The 18,436-nt window shown below is 72.8% G+C and carries 20 protein-coding genes; 15 read left to right on the top strand and 5 right to left on the bottom strand.

Annotation, left to right across the window (positions count from 1 at the left end):
* Positions 1–63: 63 nt before the first annotated feature.
* The gene (locus ACZ501_RS33145) at positions 64–576 is read right to left on the bottom strand and encodes an FBP domain-containing protein (RefSeq protein WP_361603456.1); all 513 of its coding nucleotides are present in this window, start codon (positions 574–576) and stop codon (positions 64–66) included.
* Between the two features lie 209 nt (positions 577–785).
* On the opposite strand from ACZ501_RS33145, the gene ACZ501_RS33140 reads away from it, so the two are divergent.
* From ACZ501_RS33140 to ACZ501_RS33125, 4 genes are all read left to right on the top strand, one after another.
* A complete protein-coding gene (locus ACZ501_RS33140) occupies positions 786–1,379 on the top strand; it encodes a dihydrofolate reductase family protein (protein WP_468800281.1) in 594 nt (197 codons plus the stop codon).
* A 47-nt stretch (positions 1,380–1,426) separates the two neighbouring features.
* Positions 1,427–1,633, top strand: coding sequence for a DUF4287 domain-containing protein (locus ACZ501_RS33135; RefSeq protein WP_361603462.1), 207 nt, complete (start codon positions 1,427–1,429; stop codon positions 1,631–1,633).
* A 68-nt stretch (positions 1,634–1,701) separates the two neighbouring features.
* The gene (locus ACZ501_RS33130; protein WP_468800280.1) at positions 1,702–2,541 is read left to right on the top strand and encodes an NmrA family NAD(P)-binding protein; all 840 of its coding nucleotides are present in this window, start codon (positions 1,702–1,704) and stop codon (positions 2,539–2,541) included.
* 4 nt (positions 2,542–2,545) lie between these two features.
* Positions 2,546–3,532 (top strand): AraC family transcriptional regulator, encoded by a 987-nt coding sequence (locus ACZ501_RS33125; protein ID WP_361603468.1) that lies wholly within the window; start codon positions 2,546–2,548, stop codon positions 3,530–3,532.
* A 58-nt stretch (positions 3,533–3,590) separates the two neighbouring features.
* Here the strand turns inward: ACZ501_RS33125 and ACZ501_RS33120 are convergent, their stop codons facing one another.
* Entirely contained in the window at positions 3,591–4,064 is a 474-nt protein-coding gene (locus ACZ501_RS33120) for a GNAT family N-acetyltransferase (protein WP_361603471.1), read from the bottom strand.
* 84 nt (positions 4,065–4,148) lie between these two features.
* On the opposite strand from ACZ501_RS33120, the gene ACZ501_RS33115 reads away from it, so the two are divergent.
* A complete protein-coding gene (locus ACZ501_RS33115; protein WP_468800279.1) occupies positions 4,149–5,660 on the top strand; it encodes an FAD-dependent monooxygenase in 1,512 nt (503 codons plus the stop codon).
* Here ACZ501_RS33115 and ACZ501_RS33110 read toward each other — a convergent pair.
* Positions 5,653–6,324: a ScbR family autoregulator-binding transcription factor gene (locus tag ACZ501_RS33110; protein ID WP_361603477.1), complete on the bottom strand. Its 672-nt coding sequence runs from the start codon at positions 6,322–6,324 to the stop codon at positions 5,653–5,655. The two genes, ACZ501_RS33115 and ACZ501_RS33110, sit on opposite strands and share 8 nt — an antisense overlap.
* A gap of 141 nt (positions 6,325–6,465) precedes the next feature.
* On the opposite strand from ACZ501_RS33110, the gene ACZ501_RS33105 reads away from it, so the two are divergent.
* Positions 6,466–7,314 carry an SDR family oxidoreductase gene (locus ACZ501_RS33105; protein WP_468800278.1) on the top strand — a complete coding sequence of 283 codons (849 nt, stop codon included), beginning with the start codon at positions 6,466–6,468 and terminating at the stop codon, positions 7,312–7,314.
* Positions 7,315–7,328: 14 nt separating this feature from the next.
* Here ACZ501_RS33105 and ACZ501_RS33100 read toward each other — a convergent pair whose 3' ends face one another.
* A complete protein-coding gene (locus ACZ501_RS33100) occupies positions 7,329–8,255 on the bottom strand; it encodes a ScbA/BarX family gamma-butyrolactone biosynthesis protein (protein WP_468800277.1) in 927 nt (308 codons plus the stop codon).
* 1,242 nt (positions 8,256–9,497) lie between these two features.
* Here ACZ501_RS33100 and ACZ501_RS33095 point away from each other — a divergent pair.
* From ACZ501_RS33095 to ACZ501_RS33080, 4 genes are all read left to right on the top strand, one after another.
* Positions 9,498–10,319, top strand: coding sequence for an AfsR/SARP family transcriptional regulator (locus ACZ501_RS33095; protein ID WP_468800289.1), 822 nt, complete (start codon positions 9,498–9,500; stop codon positions 10,317–10,319).
* A 311-nt stretch (positions 10,320–10,630) separates the two neighbouring features.
* Positions 10,631–11,452, top strand: coding sequence for an AfsR/SARP family transcriptional regulator (locus tag ACZ501_RS33090; protein ID WP_361599270.1), 822 nt, complete (start codon positions 10,631–10,633; stop codon positions 11,450–11,452).
* Positions 11,453–11,575: 123 nt separating this feature from the next.
* Complete coding sequence (locus ACZ501_RS33085) at positions 11,576–11,848, top strand: phosphopantetheine-binding protein (RefSeq protein ID WP_361599273.1); 273 nt, start codon at positions 11,576–11,578, stop codon at positions 11,846–11,848.
* Between the two features lie 84 nt (positions 11,849–11,932).
* The gene (locus tag ACZ501_RS33080) at positions 11,933–12,895 is read left to right on the top strand and encodes an SRPBCC family protein (protein WP_468800276.1); all 963 of its coding nucleotides are present in this window, start codon (positions 11,933–11,935) and stop codon (positions 12,893–12,895) included.
* 94 nt (positions 12,896–12,989) lie between these two features.
* Here the strand turns inward: ACZ501_RS33080 and ACZ501_RS33075 are convergent, their stop codons facing one another.
* Positions 12,990–13,604, bottom strand: coding sequence for a ScbR family autoregulator-binding transcription factor (locus ACZ501_RS33075; RefSeq protein WP_361599279.1), 615 nt, complete (start codon positions 13,602–13,604; stop codon positions 12,990–12,992).
* Positions 13,605–13,835: 231 nt separating this feature from the next.
* On the opposite strand from ACZ501_RS33075, the gene ACZ501_RS33070 reads away from it, so the two are divergent.
* The 5 genes from ACZ501_RS33070 to ACZ501_RS33050 all read left to right on the top strand — a co-directional run bounded on the left by ACZ501_RS33070 (position 13,836) and on the right by ACZ501_RS33050 (position 18,428).
* Positions 13,836–14,609: a response regulator transcription factor gene (locus ACZ501_RS33070; RefSeq protein WP_361599282.1), complete on the top strand. Its 774-nt coding sequence runs from the start codon at positions 13,836–13,838 to the stop codon at positions 14,607–14,609.
* A 66-nt stretch (positions 14,610–14,675) separates the two neighbouring features.
* A complete protein-coding gene (locus ACZ501_RS33065; RefSeq protein WP_468800275.1) occupies positions 14,676–15,524 on the top strand; it encodes a hypothetical protein in 849 nt (282 codons plus the stop codon).
* 254 nt (positions 15,525–15,778) lie between these two features.
* Complete coding sequence (locus tag ACZ501_RS33060) at positions 15,779–17,248, top strand: FAD-dependent monooxygenase (protein WP_468800274.1); 1,470 nt, start codon at positions 15,779–15,781, stop codon at positions 17,246–17,248.
* A gap of 141 nt (positions 17,249–17,389) precedes the next feature.
* Positions 17,390–18,067 (top strand): TetR/AcrR family transcriptional regulator C-terminal domain-containing protein, encoded by a 678-nt coding sequence (locus ACZ501_RS33055; RefSeq protein ID WP_468800273.1) that lies wholly within the window; start codon positions 17,390–17,392, stop codon positions 18,065–18,067.
* A gap of 31 nt (positions 18,068–18,098) precedes the next feature.
* Positions 18,099–18,428, top strand: coding sequence for a TcmI family type II polyketide cyclase (locus tag ACZ501_RS33050; protein ID WP_361599293.1), 330 nt, complete (start codon positions 18,099–18,101; stop codon positions 18,426–18,428).
* The last annotated feature ends 8 nt before the right edge of the window (positions 18,429–18,436 follow it).

Genomic DNA, 18,436 nt, shown 5'->3' with positions numbered 1-18,436 from the left:
CGCTCACATCGTGGTGGTCGCGGGCATGAGGCGGAACGGGGTGCCGGGGCCCGCGCGCCCGGCTCAGGCGGCCGCCCCCGCGGTGATCCTGGCGGTGAAGGAATCCAGGTTGGCCCACATCCGCGCGAGGCGGTCGTCCACCGTCAGGGACTCCTCCTGGCGGCCCGCGCGCAGCTTCGGCTGCCGCTTGCCGCGGATGTAGAGGGAGCAGGCGAGGTCGGCGCAGATGTACGTGCCGACCGTGTTGCCCTCGCGGCCGCGGGCGCCCGCGAGGGGAGCGGCGAGCAGGGTGACTCCGGAGGAGGCGTGCCCGGTCAGGCAGATCTGGCACAGGCTGGACTTCACCGCGCTGGTGCGGGTCGCGGCGGGCACGCGCAGGGAGATGCCGACGGGCCCCTCGGGGCGGGGGACGACCAGGTGCGCCCGCAGCGGGGCCCCGGGGTCCACCCATCCCAGGAAGTCCAGGTCCTGCCAGGGCAGGTCGGCGAAGTCGAGGGGCAGGCGCAGGCGCGCCGCCTCACCCTTGGTGCAGTTCACGAAGGACGACCGGATGTGCTTTTCGGTGAGCGGTTCCACGGGAGTCGACCCTACGGGGCACGGCGGCCGGCCCGCATCCGATTTGTGCAGGTGGGAAGCCGGGTTCGGGCGGCTCCCCGAGATTTCCGCGGGACGGCGATGAGTTGGCCGAAGGGCAGCGGTCTACCCCTGGGAGGAGCGGGAGTCGGGCCGCGGAAGCAGATGTGGACGGCGTCCACTTTTCTGGGTAGGCTGCGGAGGGTCCGAATGTGAACGCCGTACACATGGTCAGGGGAAACGTCATGCGCAAGGTCATCGCCTCCGTCTTCGTCTCGGTCGACGGCGTCTTCGAGGACCCCAGCTGGTCCATGCCGTTCTGGAACTCCGAGGCCGCGAAGTTCGCCGACGAGCAACTCGCCGCCGCCGACGCGCTGCTGCTGGGCCGTGTGACCTACGAGGGCATGGCGCCGGCCTGGATGGCGCGCGCCGAGGGCGCCGACACCGGGACCGAGCGGATGAACGCCCTGCCGAAGTACGTCGTGACCTCCACGCTCGACACCCCCGAGTGGAACGCCACCTTCCTGACCGGCGACCTGGCCGCCGAGGTCACCGCTCTCAAGCAGCAGGACGGCGGCGACCTGCTCGTCTTCGGCAGCGGACGGCTCGTCAACGCCCTGCTGGCGCACGACCTGCTCGACGAGCTGCGGCTGTGGACCCTGCCGGTGGTGCAGGGCGGGGGCCGCAGGCTCTTCGGCGACGACGCACCGGTGAAGACCCTGAGGCCGGTGGGCACCACCGCGCTCGGCAGCAGCGGGGCGCAGGTGCACGCGTACGTGCCGGCGGCCGCCCCCGTGGCGGGCTGAACCCCGCGCCCCCGTTTCCGGACCCGCACAGCAAGGAGAACCACGGTATGAGCGAGCAGTCGGTGAAGGGGCCGGCCAGCTACTTCCCCTCGATCGAGAAGAAGTACGGCCGCCCGGTGGCGTACTGGACCGACCTCATCCGGTCCTCCCCGCTGACCCGGCACATGGAGCTCGTCTCCTGGCTGAAGACCGAGCACGGGATCGGCCACGGACACGCCAACGCGCTCGTCGCGCACACCCTCGCGCAGAAGTAGACGCTCGCGCATGCGGGCGAGCGTCTGAGCCATGTCGTGTCTCACCCAGCCCGGCTTGACTGGGTGTCATGACGAAGAACACGAACGGGACGCGAAGCGCCACGACCCTGGTCATCGGCGGCAACGGCAAGACGGGACGGCGGGTCGCCGAGCGGCTCCAGGGCCAGGGGCGGGCGGTGCGGATCGGCTCGCGCGCCGGTGAGCCGCCCTTCGACTGGGACCGGCCCGACACCTGGGGCCCGGCGCTGCACGGCGTAGACCGCGCGTACGTGACCTACCACCCCGACCTGGCCTTTCCCGGAGCCGCCGACCGGATCGGCGCCTTCGCCGAGGCGGCCGTGGCCGCCGGGGCGCGGCGGCTGGTGCTGCTGTCCGGGCGCGGGGAGGAGGCGGCCCGGCTCGCCGAGAGCCGGCTGCGGGCCTCGGGGGCCGACTGGACCGTCGTACGCGCCAGCTGGTTCAACCAGAACTTCGACGAGAGCTTCTTCCTGGAGCCCGTACTCGCCGGGGAGATCGCCCTGCCGGTGGGGGAGGCGGTGGAACCCTTCGTGGACGCCGGGGACATCGCCGACGTGGTGGTGGCCGCGCTCACCGACGACCGGCACGTCGGCCGGACGTACGAACTGTCCGGGCCGCGGCTGATCGGCTTCGGGGAAGTGGCCGCCGAGCTGTCGAAGGCCACCGGGCGCCGCATCGCGTACGTGCCCGTCTCGGACGCGGAGTACCGGGCGGTGCTGCGGGAGAACGGCCTGTCGGAGGAGTTCGCCGAGCTGTTCACGCTCATCTCGGACGGGCGCAACGCGCACCTGGTGCACGGGGTGGAGGAGGTGCTGGGGCGTCCGCCCCGGGACTTCGCCGACTACGTGCGCGAAGCGGCCGCGAGCGGGGTCTGGGACGTCCGAGGATGAGGGCATGGACACGCTGACCGGTCTGCTCGAAGGACCCAGGGCCCGGGGGGCCTTCCTCATGAAGTCCGTCTTCGACCCGCCCTGGGCCATGCGGGTGGAGGACCGGGCCCCGCTGTCGGTGATGACGCTGGTGCGCGGTTCGGCCTGGCTGCTGCCGGACGACGGGGAGGCCGTGCGGATCGGGCCGGGCGACGTCGCCGTCGTACGGGGGCCCGCGCCGTACACGCTCGCCGACGCCCCGGACACGGCGGTGGGCATCAGGATCGGCCCCGACCAGCGGTGCAGCACGCGGGAGGGCGAGGACGTCACCGAGCGGATGTCGCTCGGGGTGCGCACCTGGGGCGTGCCGGGGGAGGACGCCGGCTCGGCGGTGGTGCTCAGCGGCACCTACCAGGCGCCGAGCGAGATCGGGCGGCGGGTGCTGGGGGCGCTGCCGGCGGTCCTGGTACGGCCGGTGGGGGCGGCCGACGCCGCTCTGATCACGCTGCTTGCCTCGGAGGTGGCGCGGGACGAGCCGGGGCAGGAGATCGTGCTGGACCGGCTGCTGGACCTGCTGCTGATCCGGGTGCTGCGGGCCTGGCTCGCCGCTCCCGGCTCGGGGGCGCCGGCCTGGCACCGGGCCCAGGGCGACCCGGTCGTCGGGACCGCGCTGCGGCTGCTGCACGGGGAGCCCGCGTACGGGTGGACCGTCGCGGAGCTGGCGCGCCGGGCCGGGGTGTCGCGGGCCGCGCTGGCCCGGCGCTTCACCGAGCTCGTCGGGGAGCCGCCCGTGGCCTATCTGACGGGCTGGCGGATCGCCCTGGCCGCCGACCTGCTGCGCGAGCCGGACGCCACGGTGGCGACGGTGGCCCGGAGGGTGGGGTACGGGAGCGCGTTCGCGCTGTCGGCGGCCTTCAAGCGGGTGCGGGGGGTGAGCCCGCAGCAGTTCCGGGCCGGAGCGGCCGCGGGCGCGGCGCCCGGCGGCGTACCCGGCACGGTGGTGCTCGGCTAGGGGGCGATGGGGGGTTGTCGTCGGGGGGAGGCGCCGTTGGGTGGTGGTGATCCTGGGGTCAGGCGAGTTCGAGGACGCCGACGGGCTGGGTGCCGCTCAGCTCGCCGGTGGGGCGGAAGCCGAGGCCGAGGTAGAAGGGCGCCGGGCTGTCCGCGCCGTCGTGCCAGGTGACGTACACCCGCTCGCCGCCACGACGCCGGATCTCCTCGGCGACGGCCTCCACGGCGAAGCGGCCGTAGCCCTTGCCCTGCTGACCGGCGGCGATGTTCAGGCGCCAGACGCCGGAGCGCCGGTGCTCGGGGTCCTTCGCCGGGTTCCAGACGATGTCCAGGAACGCCATGACGAAGCCGACGACCTCGTCGCCGTCGACTATGGCGCGCGGCCAGGCGGTCGCGCCGTGGACGTAGGCCTCGGCGAGGGACGTCGTGACGGGCTCGACGAGGTGTTCCTGGTCGGCGCGGACGCGCACGGCGGTGACGGCGTCGAAGTTCTCCGGGGTCACCGGCACCAGGCGCAGGGATGAGCTGATCATCCGAGGAGCTTAAGCGGTGCAGGGCGATTGAAAAGAACGGGGCAGCCGGTATATTTTCTCTCCGGTCTAGGGGAGGGGGAAACGGTGCGGGCACAGGTGGCCGTGGTCGGCGGAGGGCCGGTCGGCATGCTGGTGGCGGCGGAGCTGGCCGGGTACGGGGTGGACACGCTGGTTCTGGAAGAACGGGCGGAGGTCTCCGAGCGGCCCAAGGCGACCACCCTGCACGCCCGGGCGGTACAGAGCCTCGCCCGGCGCGAGCACCTGCCCGACAGCGCCTGGCAGGGGGCGCCGGGCGACTTCCACTTCGCCGGGATCCACGGCCTGGTCATCACCGCGCCCGCGCTGGAGCCCGACCCCATCCTCAAGTGCCCCCAGGCCCGGCTGGAGAGGCTCTTCGAGGCGCGCGCCCGGGCGGCGGGCGCACGGATCCTACGCGGGCACCGCGTCACCGGGATCACGCAGGAGGAGGACGGAGTACGGCTCACCGTCGAGGGGCCCGGCGGCCGGGCGGCCTGCCGCGTCGCCTACCTCGTCGGCGCCGACGGGGCCCGCAGCACCGTGCGCGAGCAGCTGGGCATCGGCTCCGACACCTCGCCGGCCACGGTCTCCGCCCTGGTGGGGCTGGCCAGACTGGAGGACCCCGGAGCCCTGGAGCAGGGCTGGCTGCGCACCCCGCGCGGCTGGATCGTCTCCAAGCGCACGCCCGGGGGCGAGACACACATCCGGACGCTCGACTGCGCGGGCGCGTACGAGGGCCGGGAACGGCCGCCCACCCCGCAGGAGCTGTGCCGCGAGGTCTCCCGGATCGCCGGACGGGACGTCGCGATGACGGGGGCACGCTGGATCAGCAGGTTCAGCGACTTCACGCGGCTGGCCCGGACCTACCGCGCGGGACGCGCCTTCCTCGTCGGCGACGCGGCGCACCTGCACTTCCCCATCGGCGGGCAGGGCCTGAGCACCGGGGTGCTGGACGCCCTGAACCTGGGCTGGAAGCTGGCGCTGGCGGTACGGGGCGAGGCGGGACCGCGGCTGCTCGACAGTTACGGCCTGGAGCGCCGCCCCGCGGCCGAGGGGGTCATCGACAACACCCGGGCGCAGCTCGCGCTGATGCGGCACGGGGACGACGTCGACGCGCTGCGCGCGGTGTTCACCCCGCTGCTGGCCGCGGACCGGGGCAGCGGCCGGCTCGGCGACATGATCAGCGCGCAGGGGACGGTGCTCCCCGCGTACACGGACCGGCCGTCGCCGTGGGAGGGCCGGTTCCTGCCGAACGCCCGGCTCCGCACCCCGGCGGGGGAGACAGAGCTCACCACGCTGCTGCGGGACGGCCGCCCGCTGCTGCTGCTCGGCGGGGAACAAGGGGCCCGCCACGAGGAAGAGGCCCGGCCGTGGGCCGGGATGCTGCGCGTGGTGCACGCGCGCGAGGCGCCGGACGGGGCGCCCGACGCGCTGCTGGTGCGGCCCGACGGCTACGTCGCCTGGTCGCCGGGCGGCGGCGCGCTGGGCGACGCGCTCCCGGCGTACTTCGGCGACGGCGCCCGGGTGCCCGAACCGGCGGCGGTGTCAGGAGACGGGCATGGGCGACGGTTCAGCTGACCGCGCCCGCGGCTTCGCGCTCCTGGGCCAGCATCAGGGCTTCGTGGTAGACGTCCGACGCCCGCGCCTCGGTGATCTGCAGCGAGGCCAGCACGGAGGACTGGGCGATGCTGGGCAGCAGGTGGCGCAGGAGCGCGCTGACCCGGACCACGAGGTCCGCGTAGTCGGTGATCGCCTGGGACATGGACTGGATGCCGGCGTAGGCGCCGACGATCACGTCGGCGGTCTCGAAGGGGTCCACGTGGGGCAGCAGCTCCCCCTGGGCCTGGGCCTTCTCCAGCCGTCCGCGGACGGGGATCGCCCAGTTGAGGAAGGGCCCGCTGCGGTCGAGCCCCTCGGCGCGCTGGTCCATGGTCAGCCGTACGCCCGCGCGGACCATGGGATCCGTCTGCAGGCGGTAGGTGTGCAGCATGACGATGTCCACGATCTCCTGGAGCTTGGACGCGCGGTCCGGGAGCGGGAGATCCTGGTTCTGGGCGTTGAGGACCCCGAGAGCCAGGTCCTCCTTCGACTGGAAGTGGAAGTACAGGGCTCCCTTCGTCACTCCGGCGACCGTCAGGATTTCGGAGATGGTCGACGCCTGGTAGCCCCGCTCCTCGAAGATCTTCGCCGCTGCGCTCAGGATCGCCTGACGCGTGCGGATGGCTCGTACCTGCTCAGCCACTTTGGCTCCTTCCCTCAACAGGATTCTCGGAGCGTCGGAAGCCCTGATGCAAACCGTCCGTCCCGTACGTATCTTACAGCGGGTGACTCCGACGCCAACCATGCGGCCGCGCGGAGGACCGAAAATGAGTGAGGACGGACGATGATTCTTGTGACGGGCGCCACCGGCACGGTCGGGCGTGAGCTGCTGAAACGCCTCGGACCGGACCTGCCGGTCAGGGTGATGGCCCGGGAGCCGGCCCGGGTGGCGGACGCGCCCCGGACGGCCGGGACCGTCCGGGCGGACTACGACGATCCCGCCTCGCTCGCCCGGGCGCTGGAGGGCGTGGACCGCGTGTTCCTGGTGACCAGCCGGGTCGGGCGCGATGACGACGCGCGGTTCCTGCGGCTCGCGCGGTCGGCCGGGGTGCGGCACGTGGTGAAGCTCTCGGCCGCCGCCGTCGCGGACGAGCGGGCCGATGACCTGATCACGCGGTGGCAGCGGGACAACGAGGAGCTGCTGCGCGGCTCCGGCATGGAGTGGACGCTGCTGCGTCCCCGTTCCTTCATGTCCAACACCCTCTCCTGGGCGTCCTCCATCCGCTCGGAGGGCGTGGTACGGGCCCTGTACGGGGAGTCGGTGAACTCCTGCGTCGATCCGCGGGACATCGCGGAGGTGGCGGTGCGTGCGCTGACGCAGCCCGGGCACACGGGCAGGGCGTACACCCTGACCGGACCGCAGGCGGTCTCCGCGGCCGGCCAGACCGCGCAGCTGGCCGAACTGCTGGGCCGCCCGCTGCGTTTCGAGGAGCTGGAACCGGGGCAGGCGCGTGCCATGTGGGCCGCACGCCACCCCGAGCCCGTGGTCGAGGCGCTGCTCGGCAGTGCCGAGCGGCAGCGCCGCGGTGCCAAGTCGGGGGTCGAGGACACGGTGGAGGAGCTGGCCGGGAGGCCGGCCGGCTCCTTCCGGGAGTGGGCCGCGGACCATCTGTCCGCCTTCGCACGGCCCTGAGGCCGCCGCCCCGGTCAGTGGCCGTACGCGGCCGCCGTGACGATGGCGCTGTACACCAGCTGCCCGTCCTGGCGGCCCGTCACGCGTACGGCTTCCTCGGCTCCCGGGACGTCCTGGTCGAGCCGCTCGGCCTCGATCACGCAGGGGATGTCGAGCTCGGCGTACCGCTTGAAGTCGCCGGCGATGCTCAGCGGCAGGAAGGAGGAACGCCCCAGGGCGGCCGCGGCCGCCTGCCGGGCGGCTTCCAGGAGCACCATGCCCGGAACGTGGTCGACCGGGTGGTCGAAGAGCACCGGGTGGAGGGTGTCCACCCGCAGCTGCCAGCGGTTGGGCTCGCCGCTCGGGGAGAGGACCACGTCGGTGGGCGACAGGCGCCCCACGCTCTGCGGTGCGGCGGGAGCCGTCAGCGGCAGCGCGCGGTGGTCGGGCTCGAGCGTGTGGGCGGGACGCACCCGCTTGTAGACGGAAGGGCTGGTGCAGGTGTAGGAGGCGCGTCCGGTCGCGACGACGTGTCCGTCGCGGCGGACGACCGCCTCGTAGCCGAGTCCCGCCAGCCGGCCCGCCCGCCGGTTGACCGTCGTGCACGTGACCTCGATGACGAGGGACGCCGGGGTCTGGCGCACCTGGAGGTGCTCCGGGTGCACGGTGAGGCTGAGGTCCCACATCAGGAAGTGGTGGCCGAACGGGACGGCGAACTCCGCGTGGCCCAGCAGGCTGCCGATCTGGCGGATCGTTTCCGTGCAGATCAGCGGGTCGTAGTAGCCGCCCGCCACCGGGGTGAAGAAGCTGTGGCTGCGGGGCCACTGGGCGGTGACGGAGAAGTGGGTGTCGTCGATCCGCTGCCAGTCGGTCAGCAGGACCTCGGCGACGGACGCGCGGTGGACCAGTTCCTTCGGGACCGTGGCGGTGAAGGACGGGAAGCGGTAACCGCTCTGCTCCATGGGTGACACCGCAGCCCGCCAACCCGGGTCGTGGATCGCTGCCCGCTCGACATGAAACGTGCTCGCGCTCATTGTTCCCCCTAGACAGCGCTGGCCAGTAACAGGCGTGACTGACGAGAAAAATATATACCAACCGGTTTTTTATCCAGAGGCAGTCCGGTCATTGGCAGGGGAATATGCGGAAGAATTGATTCCGGCCATCCTCCCCGCAGCTGTTTCCCCTGGTCTCCGGCCCTCGGCACCCGTCGAATCTGCGCCACCCCACAGGAAACTCTCCAGCGGGTCAAGAGCGATTCTTTAGCCGGTCGAAGCCGGAGCGGTAAAGAGACGGTGAAGCCGATGCGGCGATTCGCGGTAGACGGTTCGCTTTGCACCTTTGGGGGTGAACCCGTCCGCCGACGGGAACGCTCGGCGGGGAGCGGGGGCGGCGGAGGGGCGCGGAGTGGAGGCGGGGAGCCGGGGCCGCGGGGAGGGGGCGGCCCACCTTGGCGGATGCGGGCTGTGGCGGCGGTGCCCGGTGTGGCGGGTGGGGAACGCCCCGGCGTGATGCGCGGCCGCTCGCCGCCCCGCCCGAGATCCCCGGTGCTTAGCTCGCGCAAAGCGCCGAGGGGAGTCGCTCCTGTCCCGCCGGCGGTCGGCGCGGGGCGGCCGGCGACAATCCGGCCAACGGCCGAGGTGCGGCCGCTCCGGGGGTCGCGCCCCGGCCGGAGGGCCCCATGCCCTTGCGGCGTCTGCGCCGTGGCCCGAACTTCCTGCCGCCCGGGGCGCCCGGGCCGCGCCGCCTCGCCTCGGTTTCGAGCCGTTCTCCAGCGCCTCTCCTCCGGCGCTCCGGTGCTCCCTGAGCTGCGTTGACGTTCAGCAAACCGCTAAAGCGGTTTGTAGAAGTGGTCCAGTTCCGTACTAAGGAGGCCGGGAAGGGCTCCAGGGCGGGGAGGAGCGGTCGGCTTTGCGGGCTCAGGGGCAAGATTGAGCCAACCATCCGGTCGGTTAACGGCGGTTTCAAGCCACTCCGCCGTGGGATCCGCAGGGATTCCGGCCCGTTCAGGAGGCGTCGAGGGTGTCCTCGACTTCCCGTCGAACCATTGAAGAACCAGGTCAGAGTGCATCTTGAGGAGGTCGCGAGGGCGCCGGCCCGACAAAAACGGTACAGCCGGTTTGGTATTGACAAACCGGCGCAGCTGTTTTTTGCTCATTCCAGCGAAAGTCGAGGGCTCATCCATGGACGAAGCAGGGGAGTACGGCGTGGACATCGATGTACTGGGCGCATTGACCGTGCGGGAGAACGGGGTCTCCATCACGCCGACCGCGGCCAAGCCCCGGCAGGTCCTGGCCCTCCTCGCCCTGCACGCGGACCAGGTGGTGCCCGTGGCCGCGCTCATCGAGGAGCTGTGGGGGACGGAGCCGCCGCGCAGTGCGCGCACCACGCTCCAGACGTACGTGCTCCAGCTGCGCGGGCTCATCGCCGCCGCGCTGGAGGGGACCGACGGGACGCGCACGCCCAAGGACGTCCTCGTCACGCTGCCCGGCGGGTACATGCTGAACAGCGCCGGCGGCACCAGTGACGTGCGCGAATTCGACCGGCTGGCCGGAATGGGCTACCGGGCCATGGACGCGGGGGACTTCCCCAACGCCGCACGGCTGCTGCGCGAGGCGCTGGCGCTGTGGTCGGGGCCCGCCTTCGCCGACGTCGACGGCGGCGTGCAGCTCGACATGGAGACGCGGCGGCTGGAGGAGACCCGGCTGTGCGCGCTCGACCAGCGCATAGAGGCCGACCTGCGGCTCGGCCGGCACCGGGAGTTGCTCGCGGAACTGACCGTGCTGGCCAGCCGCTACCGCATCCACGAGAACCTGCACGGCCAGTTCATGCTCGCCCTGCACCGCTCGGGGCGCCGCGGTGAGGCGCTCAGCGTCTACCAGCGGCTGCGCGCCACGCTGGTGCGCGAGCTCGGCATCGAGCCGTCGGCGGCCCTGCGCAGCCTCCAGCGCTCCATCCTCATGAGCGGACCGGAGACTTCCGTCGAATCTCCGGAGACGGCCCGCAAGAGGCTCGCCCGGGTCGGCTGAACGGACGCGCGCCGATCGCCGGGTGCGGTGTGTCAGGGGATTTAAGAAAGAGCTGGGATAAACCTGAGGGTTAATTTGCACGAACGGGAATCGGAAGCAGGACGACGAGCCCCATCAGCGGGCTGAGCACGGGGTTTGGTCTCCGATCGAATCCTGTCTTTCGAATCCGCCGTCTGTCCGCCTGTTTCGGAGGTCCGCTCGATGTCGGCTCGAATTCCCGGTGATGTTGCCCTGGGCTGCCTTACCGTCATCGGGTCGAATACTGAAAACCGAGAGTATCTCGACGAAATATGGAGGGGAGACGGGAGACCGTGAAGATTCAGGTTCTGGGTCCGTTGAGTGCCGAGGTCAACGGGGCATCGATCGTTCCTACGGCGGGCAAGCCGCGTCAGATCCTGGCGCTTCTCGCGCTCTACCCGGGCCGGGTGATGCCCGTACCGACCCTCATGGAGGAGATCTGGGGGACGAAGCTTCCCGAGAGCGCGCTCACCACGCTCCAGACGTACATCCTCCAGCTGCGCCGCCGGCTCGGTACGGCGATGGGTCCCGGTGCCCCCGGTACCGCCAAGGACGTGCTCGCCACCCGGCACGGCGGCTACCTGCTCCAGATCCCGCAGGAGTCGGTGGACGTCCACGAGTACGAGGCCCTCGTGGCGGCCGGCCAGAACGCCTTCGACGACGGTGACGACGAGCGCGCCGCCGACCTGCTGCGCAAGGCGCTGGACCTGTGGCAGGGGCCCGCGCTGGTCGACGTACGCGTCGGGCCGATCCTGGAGATCGAGGTGCTGCGGCTGGCGGAGAGCCGGCTGGTGACCACCGAGCGGCGCATCGACGTCGACCTGCGGCTGGGCCGGCACACCGAACTCCTCGCCGAGCTGACCGAGCTGATGGCCCGCAACCCGCAGCACGAGGGCCTGCACTCCCAGGCCATGGTCGCGCTGTACCGCTCGGGCCGGCAGGCCACCGCCCTCGACGTCTACCGCCGGCTCCGGGCCCGGCTGATCGGGGAGCTCGGCGTCGAGCCCTCGCAGCAGCTCCAGCGCCTGCACCAGGCGATGCTGCGGGTGGACCCGGCGCTCGACGTGGTCGCGGGACCGCGCCGCAGCTCCACCTTCGACCTGTACGCGGCGTAGGGGGAGGGCGGGCGGCTCCAGCGGGGCTCGTTCCCGGCGTGAGGGACTCTCCAGGGCGGGCGGTCAGGCTCCTGGCGACCCGGTATGAGCCGCTGCGCCGGCGGACGAGGAGAGAGGCAAACCATGCAAGCCACGGCCCGGCTGGAACTCGCCGACCTCACCCGCATCCTGCGGGTCTGGGGCGGCGAGGAGGACTGCGTCGAGCTGACCGAGGACGTCCAGGACCTGTACTGGATCGAACTCGGCTACGACAGCCTCTCCATCCTGCAGACCATAGGCTCGGTCGAGCGGAAGTTCGACATCCTCCTCGACGGGGAGATCCTCGAACTGGCCGACACCCCGCGGCTCTTCCTCGAACTGGTCAACGACGTGCTCGGCAGCCGCGCCGCCGTCTGAGGCCGTCCGGGACTCCAGCGCCGTTCGACGCGGACTCCGGCGGACGCCGACAGGCTCTGCGCCAAGCGTTGAGAGAGGTGTCCGATGTCTGTCGAGCGAGTGCACCGGATGTCATACGCGGTCGACGCGGCCGCGCCCGCCGGAGCCCTGTACACCCTGGTGGCCGACGTCACCCAGTGGCCGCTGTTCCTGCCGGACACCGTCCACGTGGAGCGGCTCGACTTCGACGCCGCCTGCGACCGGTACGTCCGGTGGGCCGACGCCGACGGGGAACTGCGGCGCTCGCTCGTGCGGCGGAGTCTGGACGCCGGCGGGCGGCGCGTCGTCTTCCGCGAGGAGCGCCCCGACGAGCCGGTCGCCGCCTCCGGCGGCAGCTGGACCGTGGAGGAGCTGGCCCCCGGGTGGTCGCGGCTGACCCTGGAGCAGGAACTCGTCCTCGGCGGCCCGGCGGCCGCGGCCGAGCGTGCCGTGGCGTCCGCCGAAGAGGGGGCGCGGGCCGCGCTGGCGGGGCTGCGGGGCGCCGCCGAGCGCTGGCGGCGGCTGGACGAACTGCTGATGTCCTTCGAGGAGTCCGTACGGATCGAGGGTCCGGCCGAGCCGGTGTACGAGTTCCTGTACGGGGTGGAGTCCTGGCCCGGCCGGGTCGCGCACGTCCTGGAGGCCGAGGTCGCCGAGGACCGGCCCGGCGTGCAGCGCACCCGGCTGCTCAACCTGGCCGACGACGGGTCCGTCCACCCCACCGAAGCGGTACGGGTGTGCTTCCCGGCGGCCGGACGGATCGTCTTCCGGCAGACCCGGCCCCACCCGCTGCTGGCGGCGCACGCGGGCGAGTGGTCCGTGGAGCCCGACCCGTCCGGGGTCACCGTCTTCTGCCGGCACGACGTGCTGCTGGACGAGCGGGCGGCGGAGCGGGTCCTGGGCCCCGGCGCGGAGCCGGCGGCGGCGCGCCGCTACGTGCGCGAGGTGCTCGGCCGCGAGAGCCGGGCGGCGCTGGAGCCGGCGACGCGGTACACGGGCGACCCCGTCAGGGCCCTGCGGTCGGTCTGAGGCGGCCCGGGCCTGCGGGCGGTCCGGGGTGGCCCCCGGGGCGGGAGAGGCCCGCCACCGTCGTCGTCCCGCGGTGGCGGGCCTTCCGCGTGGCTCAGCTCCCGCGCCCGGCGGTGTCGAGTCTCCTCAGGGTGGCGGGGGCGGCCAGACAGGGCATGACCACCCGCCAGAAGCCCGCCAGGGTGCGCGGCGCGAGCCACTGCGGGTCGTCGCGGCCGAGGGCCTCGAAGCCGAGGGTGGCCGCCACCACCGTCGCCGCGACGCTGCGGTGGTTGAGGCCGGGCAGCAGGGCGCCCTCCTCGGCGGCCTCCGCCAGCAGCCGGTGCACGTACTCGTGCCACTCCCGGGGCAGGGCGTAGGACGAGGTGTACGCCGGCTCCCGGCCCAGCCTGAAGCCGGCCCGGGCCACGGGGTCGGTCAGGAGCAGTCCGGCGAGCGCCTGCGAGCTGTCGGCCAGGGCCTGGAGGGCGGACGTCCGCTGCGCGTACACCTCGCGGGCGGCCGCCCGCAGGGCCGCGGCCCCGGCGGCCTCGACGGCCGCGGCCACCGCCGCCTTGTTCTCGAAGTGGAAGTGCAGCGCGCCCGGGCTCACCCCGGCGCCGACGCTGATCATGCTCAGCGTCGCCTCGGCGTAGCCGCGCCGTCCGAACACGGTCGCGGCTGACTCGATCAGTGCATGACGGGTCCGGACGGCGCGTTCTTGTTTCATCACGCATAGCTCCTGTATCAGTTTCCTTCCATTATTAAACCGCGCCGTTGGTATGGGAACGCCGCTGACGTGCCCGTTCTTGGCTTGTTTGACGGCGAGTCCTGCCCTCCGGTGGCCCGATTTGGTCCATTTATCGCTAACCTTGCCGGGATTTACGGGCTTTGACAAACCGACGAAGCGGTTTGTATCTTCGTTGACGTTAGCTCAACCGAGCTTGAGGGAGGGGGGCAGATGAACCAGCGGACCATCGCTGTACTGGAACCTCACACAGCCGCCGCGGGAGTCAACGGGGGGTTCCTGCCGGCCGAGGGTCTCAGGGCGCCACAGCACGCGCCGGCGCAGTCGGCCCTGTGGCGGATCCTCATCGTGGAGAGCAGCACGATGGAGGCCGAGACCCTCGCACGCGGCCTGCGCCGCCACGGACACGAGGTCGACATCGTCGGCACCGGCAGCGAGGCCCTGCGCGGCTACGCCGACGCCGACCTCGTCCTGCTGGACCTGGAACTCCCCGACCTGGACGGGCTGGAGGTCTGCCGGGGCATCCGCGCGGCCCACGAGATCCCGGTGATAGCGGTCACCGCCCGGGGCAGCGAGCTGGACCGGGTCCTCGGCCTCCAGGCGGGCGCGGACGACTACCTGGTCAAGCCGTACGGCTTCCGCGAGCTGATGGCGCGGATGGAAGCGGTCATGCGCCGGGCGCGCCCGGCCCGGCCCGCCGCGGCCACCATCAGCTGCGGGCCGCTGCGGATCGACGCGGGAACGCGCGAGGTCACCTTGAACGGGGAGCCCGTCGAGACCACGCGCAAGGAGTTCGACATGCTCTACCTCCTCGCCTCCCACCCCGACACCGTCATCCCGCGCAAGACCCTGATGCAGCAGGTCTGGGGCGACTCCTGGTCCCGCCGGACCGTGGACACGCACGTGAGCACGCTGCGCAACAAGATCGGCGCCGGCTGGATCATCACGATCCGCGGCGTCGGCTTCCGGTTCGGCCAGGGCGCCTGAACCCGGCCCCGCGCACCGCCGCGGGGGAGACCGCCGAGCACGACGCAAGCCGAGGGGGGAACGAGCATGGCCGTGACGGCGCTGTGCCAGGGGGAGGGCTGCCGCACCGGCCACACCGGCGGCAGGGCCCGCAGGCGTACCACCGACGGCAGCCGGCTGTGCCGGTCCTGCGCGGAGCACCTCACCGCGGGCCTCGCGGAGCTCGCGCACCTGTACGAGGAGTGCGGCCGGGTCCTGGGCGGCGCGGCTCCCGGCAGCCTGCGCGAGCGCACCAGCGGCGGGGAACTGCCCGGGCTGCCCTTCAACGGGGCCGCCGCCGACGTACGCGCCCGCATGGTCTCCGTACTGGGCTCCTGGAGCGGCCTGGTCGCCCAGGAACGCGGCCTCACCCCGCCGCCGCGCACCGTCGCCGCGCTCACCGCCTTCCTGGGGCGCAACGCCGCCTGGCTCGCCGCCCACTCCGCGGCCGGCGAGGCCAGCGGGGAGATCGCCCGGCTGGTACGGGCCGGCCGCCGCGCCGCCTTCCCCGACCCCGCCCGCAGCATCCGCCTCGGCGACTGCCCCGAGTCCGGCTGCTCCGGCGCCCTGACCCTCGCCGTACGCGCCGGGGCGCGGGCCGACGCACCGGCGATCGTCTGCGCCGCCGATGCGGCCCACCGCTGGACCAGCGACCAGTGGAGCGCGCTCAGCCGCTCCATGGACTCCGCGCGCGAAGGCGGCGCCCCCGCGGCCGCGGCCACCGAGCGCTGGCTGACCGCGGCCGACATCGCGCAGCTGTGGCAGACGCCGACGGGCACCGTCTACCGGCTGGCGAGCGAGGGCCGCTGGCGGCGGCGCAACCGCGCGGGGCGCACGTACTACAACGAGAGCGACGTGCGCGACTGCTTCGCCCGGCGGGCGGCGGCGCGTACCTGACCTCCCGTCGCCGCACGCGCGGCAGAAGACCGAGCAGCACCCCGCAGCGGTCCGCACGGCATCCGGTAGGACCCGGATCCAGGCGTCTGACCGGTGTTTGACATTCCCTTGGCCGCCCTCCGACGCACCGGACCGGGCCTTGTGGAACCTGACCTACTCCTGAATCCAGCGCCATTGAACGGCCGCTCGCGTCCGAAGAACCTTGTAGTCAAGATCCGGTGCACTGTCTCCGGAGGCGAATTCAAGGAGACGCGATGGACGCCCCTGTGATCGTCGTCGGCGCGGGTCCCGCGGGCATGATGCTCGCCGGGGAACTGCGGCTGGCGGGAGTCGCCGTCGTCGTCCTGGAACGCCTTGACCGGCGTACAGGCGAATCCCGCGGGCTCGGCTTCACCACGCGCACGCTGGAGACCTTCGACCAGCGCGGCCTGCTCGCGCGCTTCGGCGAGATCGAACGGAGCACGCTGGGCCACTTCGGCGGGCTGCCCCTGGACTTCGGCGTGCTCGACGGCGCCTGCCAGGCCGCCAAGACCGTGCCCCAGTCCGTCACCGAGACCCACCTCGAGGAATGGGCCACCGCCCTGGGCGCCGACATCCGGCGCGGCCACGAGGTGCTCTCCGTACACGACGACGGCGAGGGCGTCGACGTCGAGGTCCGCGGCCCGGACGGGACGCACACCCTGCGCACCGGCTGGCTGGTCGGCTGCGACGGCGGGCGCAGCACCGTGCGCAAGGCGGCCGGCTTCGACTTCCCCGGCTCGGCGGCCACCATGGAGATGTACCTCGCCGACATCAAGGGCATCGAGCTCAAGCCCCGCATGATCGGCGAGACCCTGCCCGGCGGCATGGTGATGGTGGGCCCGCTGCCCGGCGGCACCACCCGCATCGTCGTCTGCGAGCGCGGCACACCGCCGCGCCGGCGCGAGGGCCCGCCGCCCTTCGAGGAGGTCGCGGCCGCCTGGCAGCGGCTGACCGGCGAGGACATATCGGCCGCCGAGCCGGTGTGGGTGAGCGCCTTCGGCGACGCGGCACGGCAGGTCACCGAGTACCGGCGCGGCCGGGTGCTGCTGGCCGGCGACGCCGCGCACATCCACCTGCCCGCCGGCGGGCAGGGCATGAACACCGGGATCCAGGACGCCGTCAACCTCGGCTGGAAGCTCGCCTCGGTCGTGCTCGGCCGCGCCCCGCTCGGCCTGCTCGACACCTACCACGGCGAGCGCCACCCCGTCGGCAGGCGGCTGCTGATGAACACCCGGGCCCAGGGGCTGCTGTTCCTGAGCGGCGCGGAGGTGCAGCCGCTGCGCGACTCCCTGCGGGAACTCATGGCGTACGAGGACGTGGCCCGCCACCTCGCCGCCATGGTGACCGGCCTGGAGATCACCTACGACGTCGGCAGGGGCGGCCACCCGCTGCTCGGCCGGCGCATGCCCCACCTGGAACTGGCCGCGGCCGGCGGCCCCACCTCCAGCACCGAACTGCTGCACCCCGCCCGCGGGGTGCTCCTCGACCTGGCCGACAACCCCCGGCTGCGCCAGCGCGCCGCGGCCTGGGCGGAGCGGGTCGACACCGTCACCGCCCGGCCGCGGGAGGCGCCGCCGGAGGCCGACGGGCTACACGGGACCACCGCCCTGCTGATCCGGCCCGACGGCTACGTGGCATGGGCCGCCCCCGGCAGCCACCACGACCTGCCGATGGCGCTCGAGCGCTGGTTCGGGACTCCCTGAGGCCGGGCTCCCCCTGACCGCGGGACTCCCCGAGGGCCGGCGCGCACCCCTGGCGGCCGACGCACCCCCGGGCGGCCGGCACACCCCTGGCGGCCGGCTCATCCGGCGGCCGGACCAGAACGTCAACCGGAGGAACCACACATGGCAACGCCCCGAGCAACGATCGAGCGCGTCCCGGCCGGTCCGGCCGGTCCGGCCGGCCCGGACGGGGAGCGACGCGCCGTCGTACGGGCGGCCCGGACCGTCCTGGCCCGCGAGGGCTGGAGGCGCTGCACCGCCGAGGCCACGGCCGCCGAGGCCGGGGTGGCGCCGGACGCCGTGGGACGGCACTTCCCCGACCACGAGCAGCTGCTGCTGGGCGTCCTGCTGGACAGCTCCGCCTCCGTCGCGGCCTGCCTCACGGCCGTGGCCGAGAGCTACCTCGCGGAGACCGGCGACCTGCGCGAGGACCTGATCGGGCTGGGCCGGGCCTGGCTGGCGCCGCTGGAGGCCTTCCGCGAGCACTTCGCGATCGTCCGGCACATCAGCGCCGAGGTCACCACCCTGCCCGCCGGGGCCGTCGACAAGTGGCAGGCCACCGGCCCCCGCCAGGCCCGCCGCGCGCTGGCCCGCCGGCTGGGGCAGGTCGCCGGCCGGGGCCTGCTCGAGATCACCGACGCCGACCAGGCGGCGGAACGCTTCATCCTGCTGGTCCCCTCGTCCGTCGTGCAGCGCTCCTTCCACGGCGCGCTGCCGCTCGGGCGCCACGAGGAGGACGCGCTCATCGCCGACGGAGTCGACGACTTCATCAGGCTCTACGACCCGCCCGCCTCCCGCTGACCCCGCCGAATCCCTGGAGAGAGTAGAAAACATGCACAGCAACCTGATCGTGGCGCGGATGGACGTCCGCTCGAGCGCCGAGGTGGCCAAGCTCTTCGCCGAGTTCGACAAGACCGACATGCCACAGCGCATGGGCACGCTGCGCCGGCGGCTGTTCTCGTACAACGGGCTCTACTTCCACCTCCAGGACTTCGCCGAGGACGACGGCGGCGAGCGCATCCAGGAGTCCCGCAACGACCCCCGGTTCATGCAGATCAGCTACGAGCTTCAGCCCTTCATCCAGCCGTACGACCCGGAGACCTGGCGCTCCCCGGCCGACGCGATGGCCACGCGCTTCTACGACTGGACGGCGACGGAATGATGCCCGCC

This window comes from Streptomyces sp. NPDC034085 (assembly GCF_055575555.1).
Note: the sequence above shows the minus strand (reverse complement) of the source record. Positions and strands in the feature narration are given on the sequence as shown.

Bases quoted from the DNA above. Each gene is read 5' to 3' on its own strand.
- ACZ501_RS33080 (WP_468800276.1), top strand. From the start codon at position 11,933: ATGTCTGTCGAGCGAGTGCACCGGATGTCATACGCGGTCGACGCGGCC.
- ACZ501_RS33130 (WP_468800280.1), top strand. From the start codon at position 1,702: ATGACGAAGAACACGAACGGGACGCGAAGCGCCACGACCCTGGTCATC.
- ACZ501_RS33100 (WP_468800277.1), bottom strand. From the start codon at position 8,255: ATGGAGCAGAGCGGTTACCGCTTCCCGTCCTTCACCGCCACGGTCCCG.
- ACZ501_RS33135 (WP_361603462.1), top strand. From the start codon at position 1,427: ATGAGCGAGCAGTCGGTGAAGGGGCCGGCCAGCTACTTCCCCTCGATC.
- ACZ501_RS33055 (WP_468800273.1), top strand. From the start codon at position 17,390: ATGGCAACGCCCCGAGCAACGATCGAGCGCGTCCCGGCCGGTCCGGCC.
- ACZ501_RS33105 (WP_468800278.1), top strand. From the start codon at position 6,466: ATGATTCTTGTGACGGGCGCCACCGGCACGGTCGGGCGTGAGCTGCTG.
- ACZ501_RS33060 (WP_468800274.1), top strand. From the start codon at position 15,779: ATGGACGCCCCTGTGATCGTCGTCGGCGCGGGTCCCGCGGGCATGATG.
- ACZ501_RS33085 (WP_361599273.1), top strand. From the start codon at position 11,576: ATGCAAGCCACGGCCCGGCTGGAACTCGCCGACCTCACCCGCATCCTG.
- ACZ501_RS33050 (WP_361599293.1), top strand. From the start codon at position 18,099: ATGCACAGCAACCTGATCGTGGCGCGGATGGACGTCCGCTCGAGCGCC.
- ACZ501_RS33070 (WP_361599282.1), top strand. From the start codon at position 13,836: ATGAACCAGCGGACCATCGCTGTACTGGAACCTCACACAGCCGCCGCG.
- ACZ501_RS33075 (WP_361599279.1), bottom strand. From the start codon at position 13,604: ATGAAACAAGAACGCGCCGTCCGGACCCGTCATGCACTGATCGAGTCA.
- ACZ501_RS33065 (WP_468800275.1), top strand. From the start codon at position 14,676: ATGGCCGTGACGGCGCTGTGCCAGGGGGAGGGCTGCCGCACCGGCCAC.
- ACZ501_RS33125 (WP_361603468.1), top strand. From the start codon at position 2,546: ATGGACACGCTGACCGGTCTGCTCGAAGGACCCAGGGCCCGGGGGGCC.
- ACZ501_RS33120 (WP_361603471.1), bottom strand. From the start codon at position 4,064: ATGATCAGCTCATCCCTGCGCCTGGTGCCGGTGACCCCGGAGAACTTC.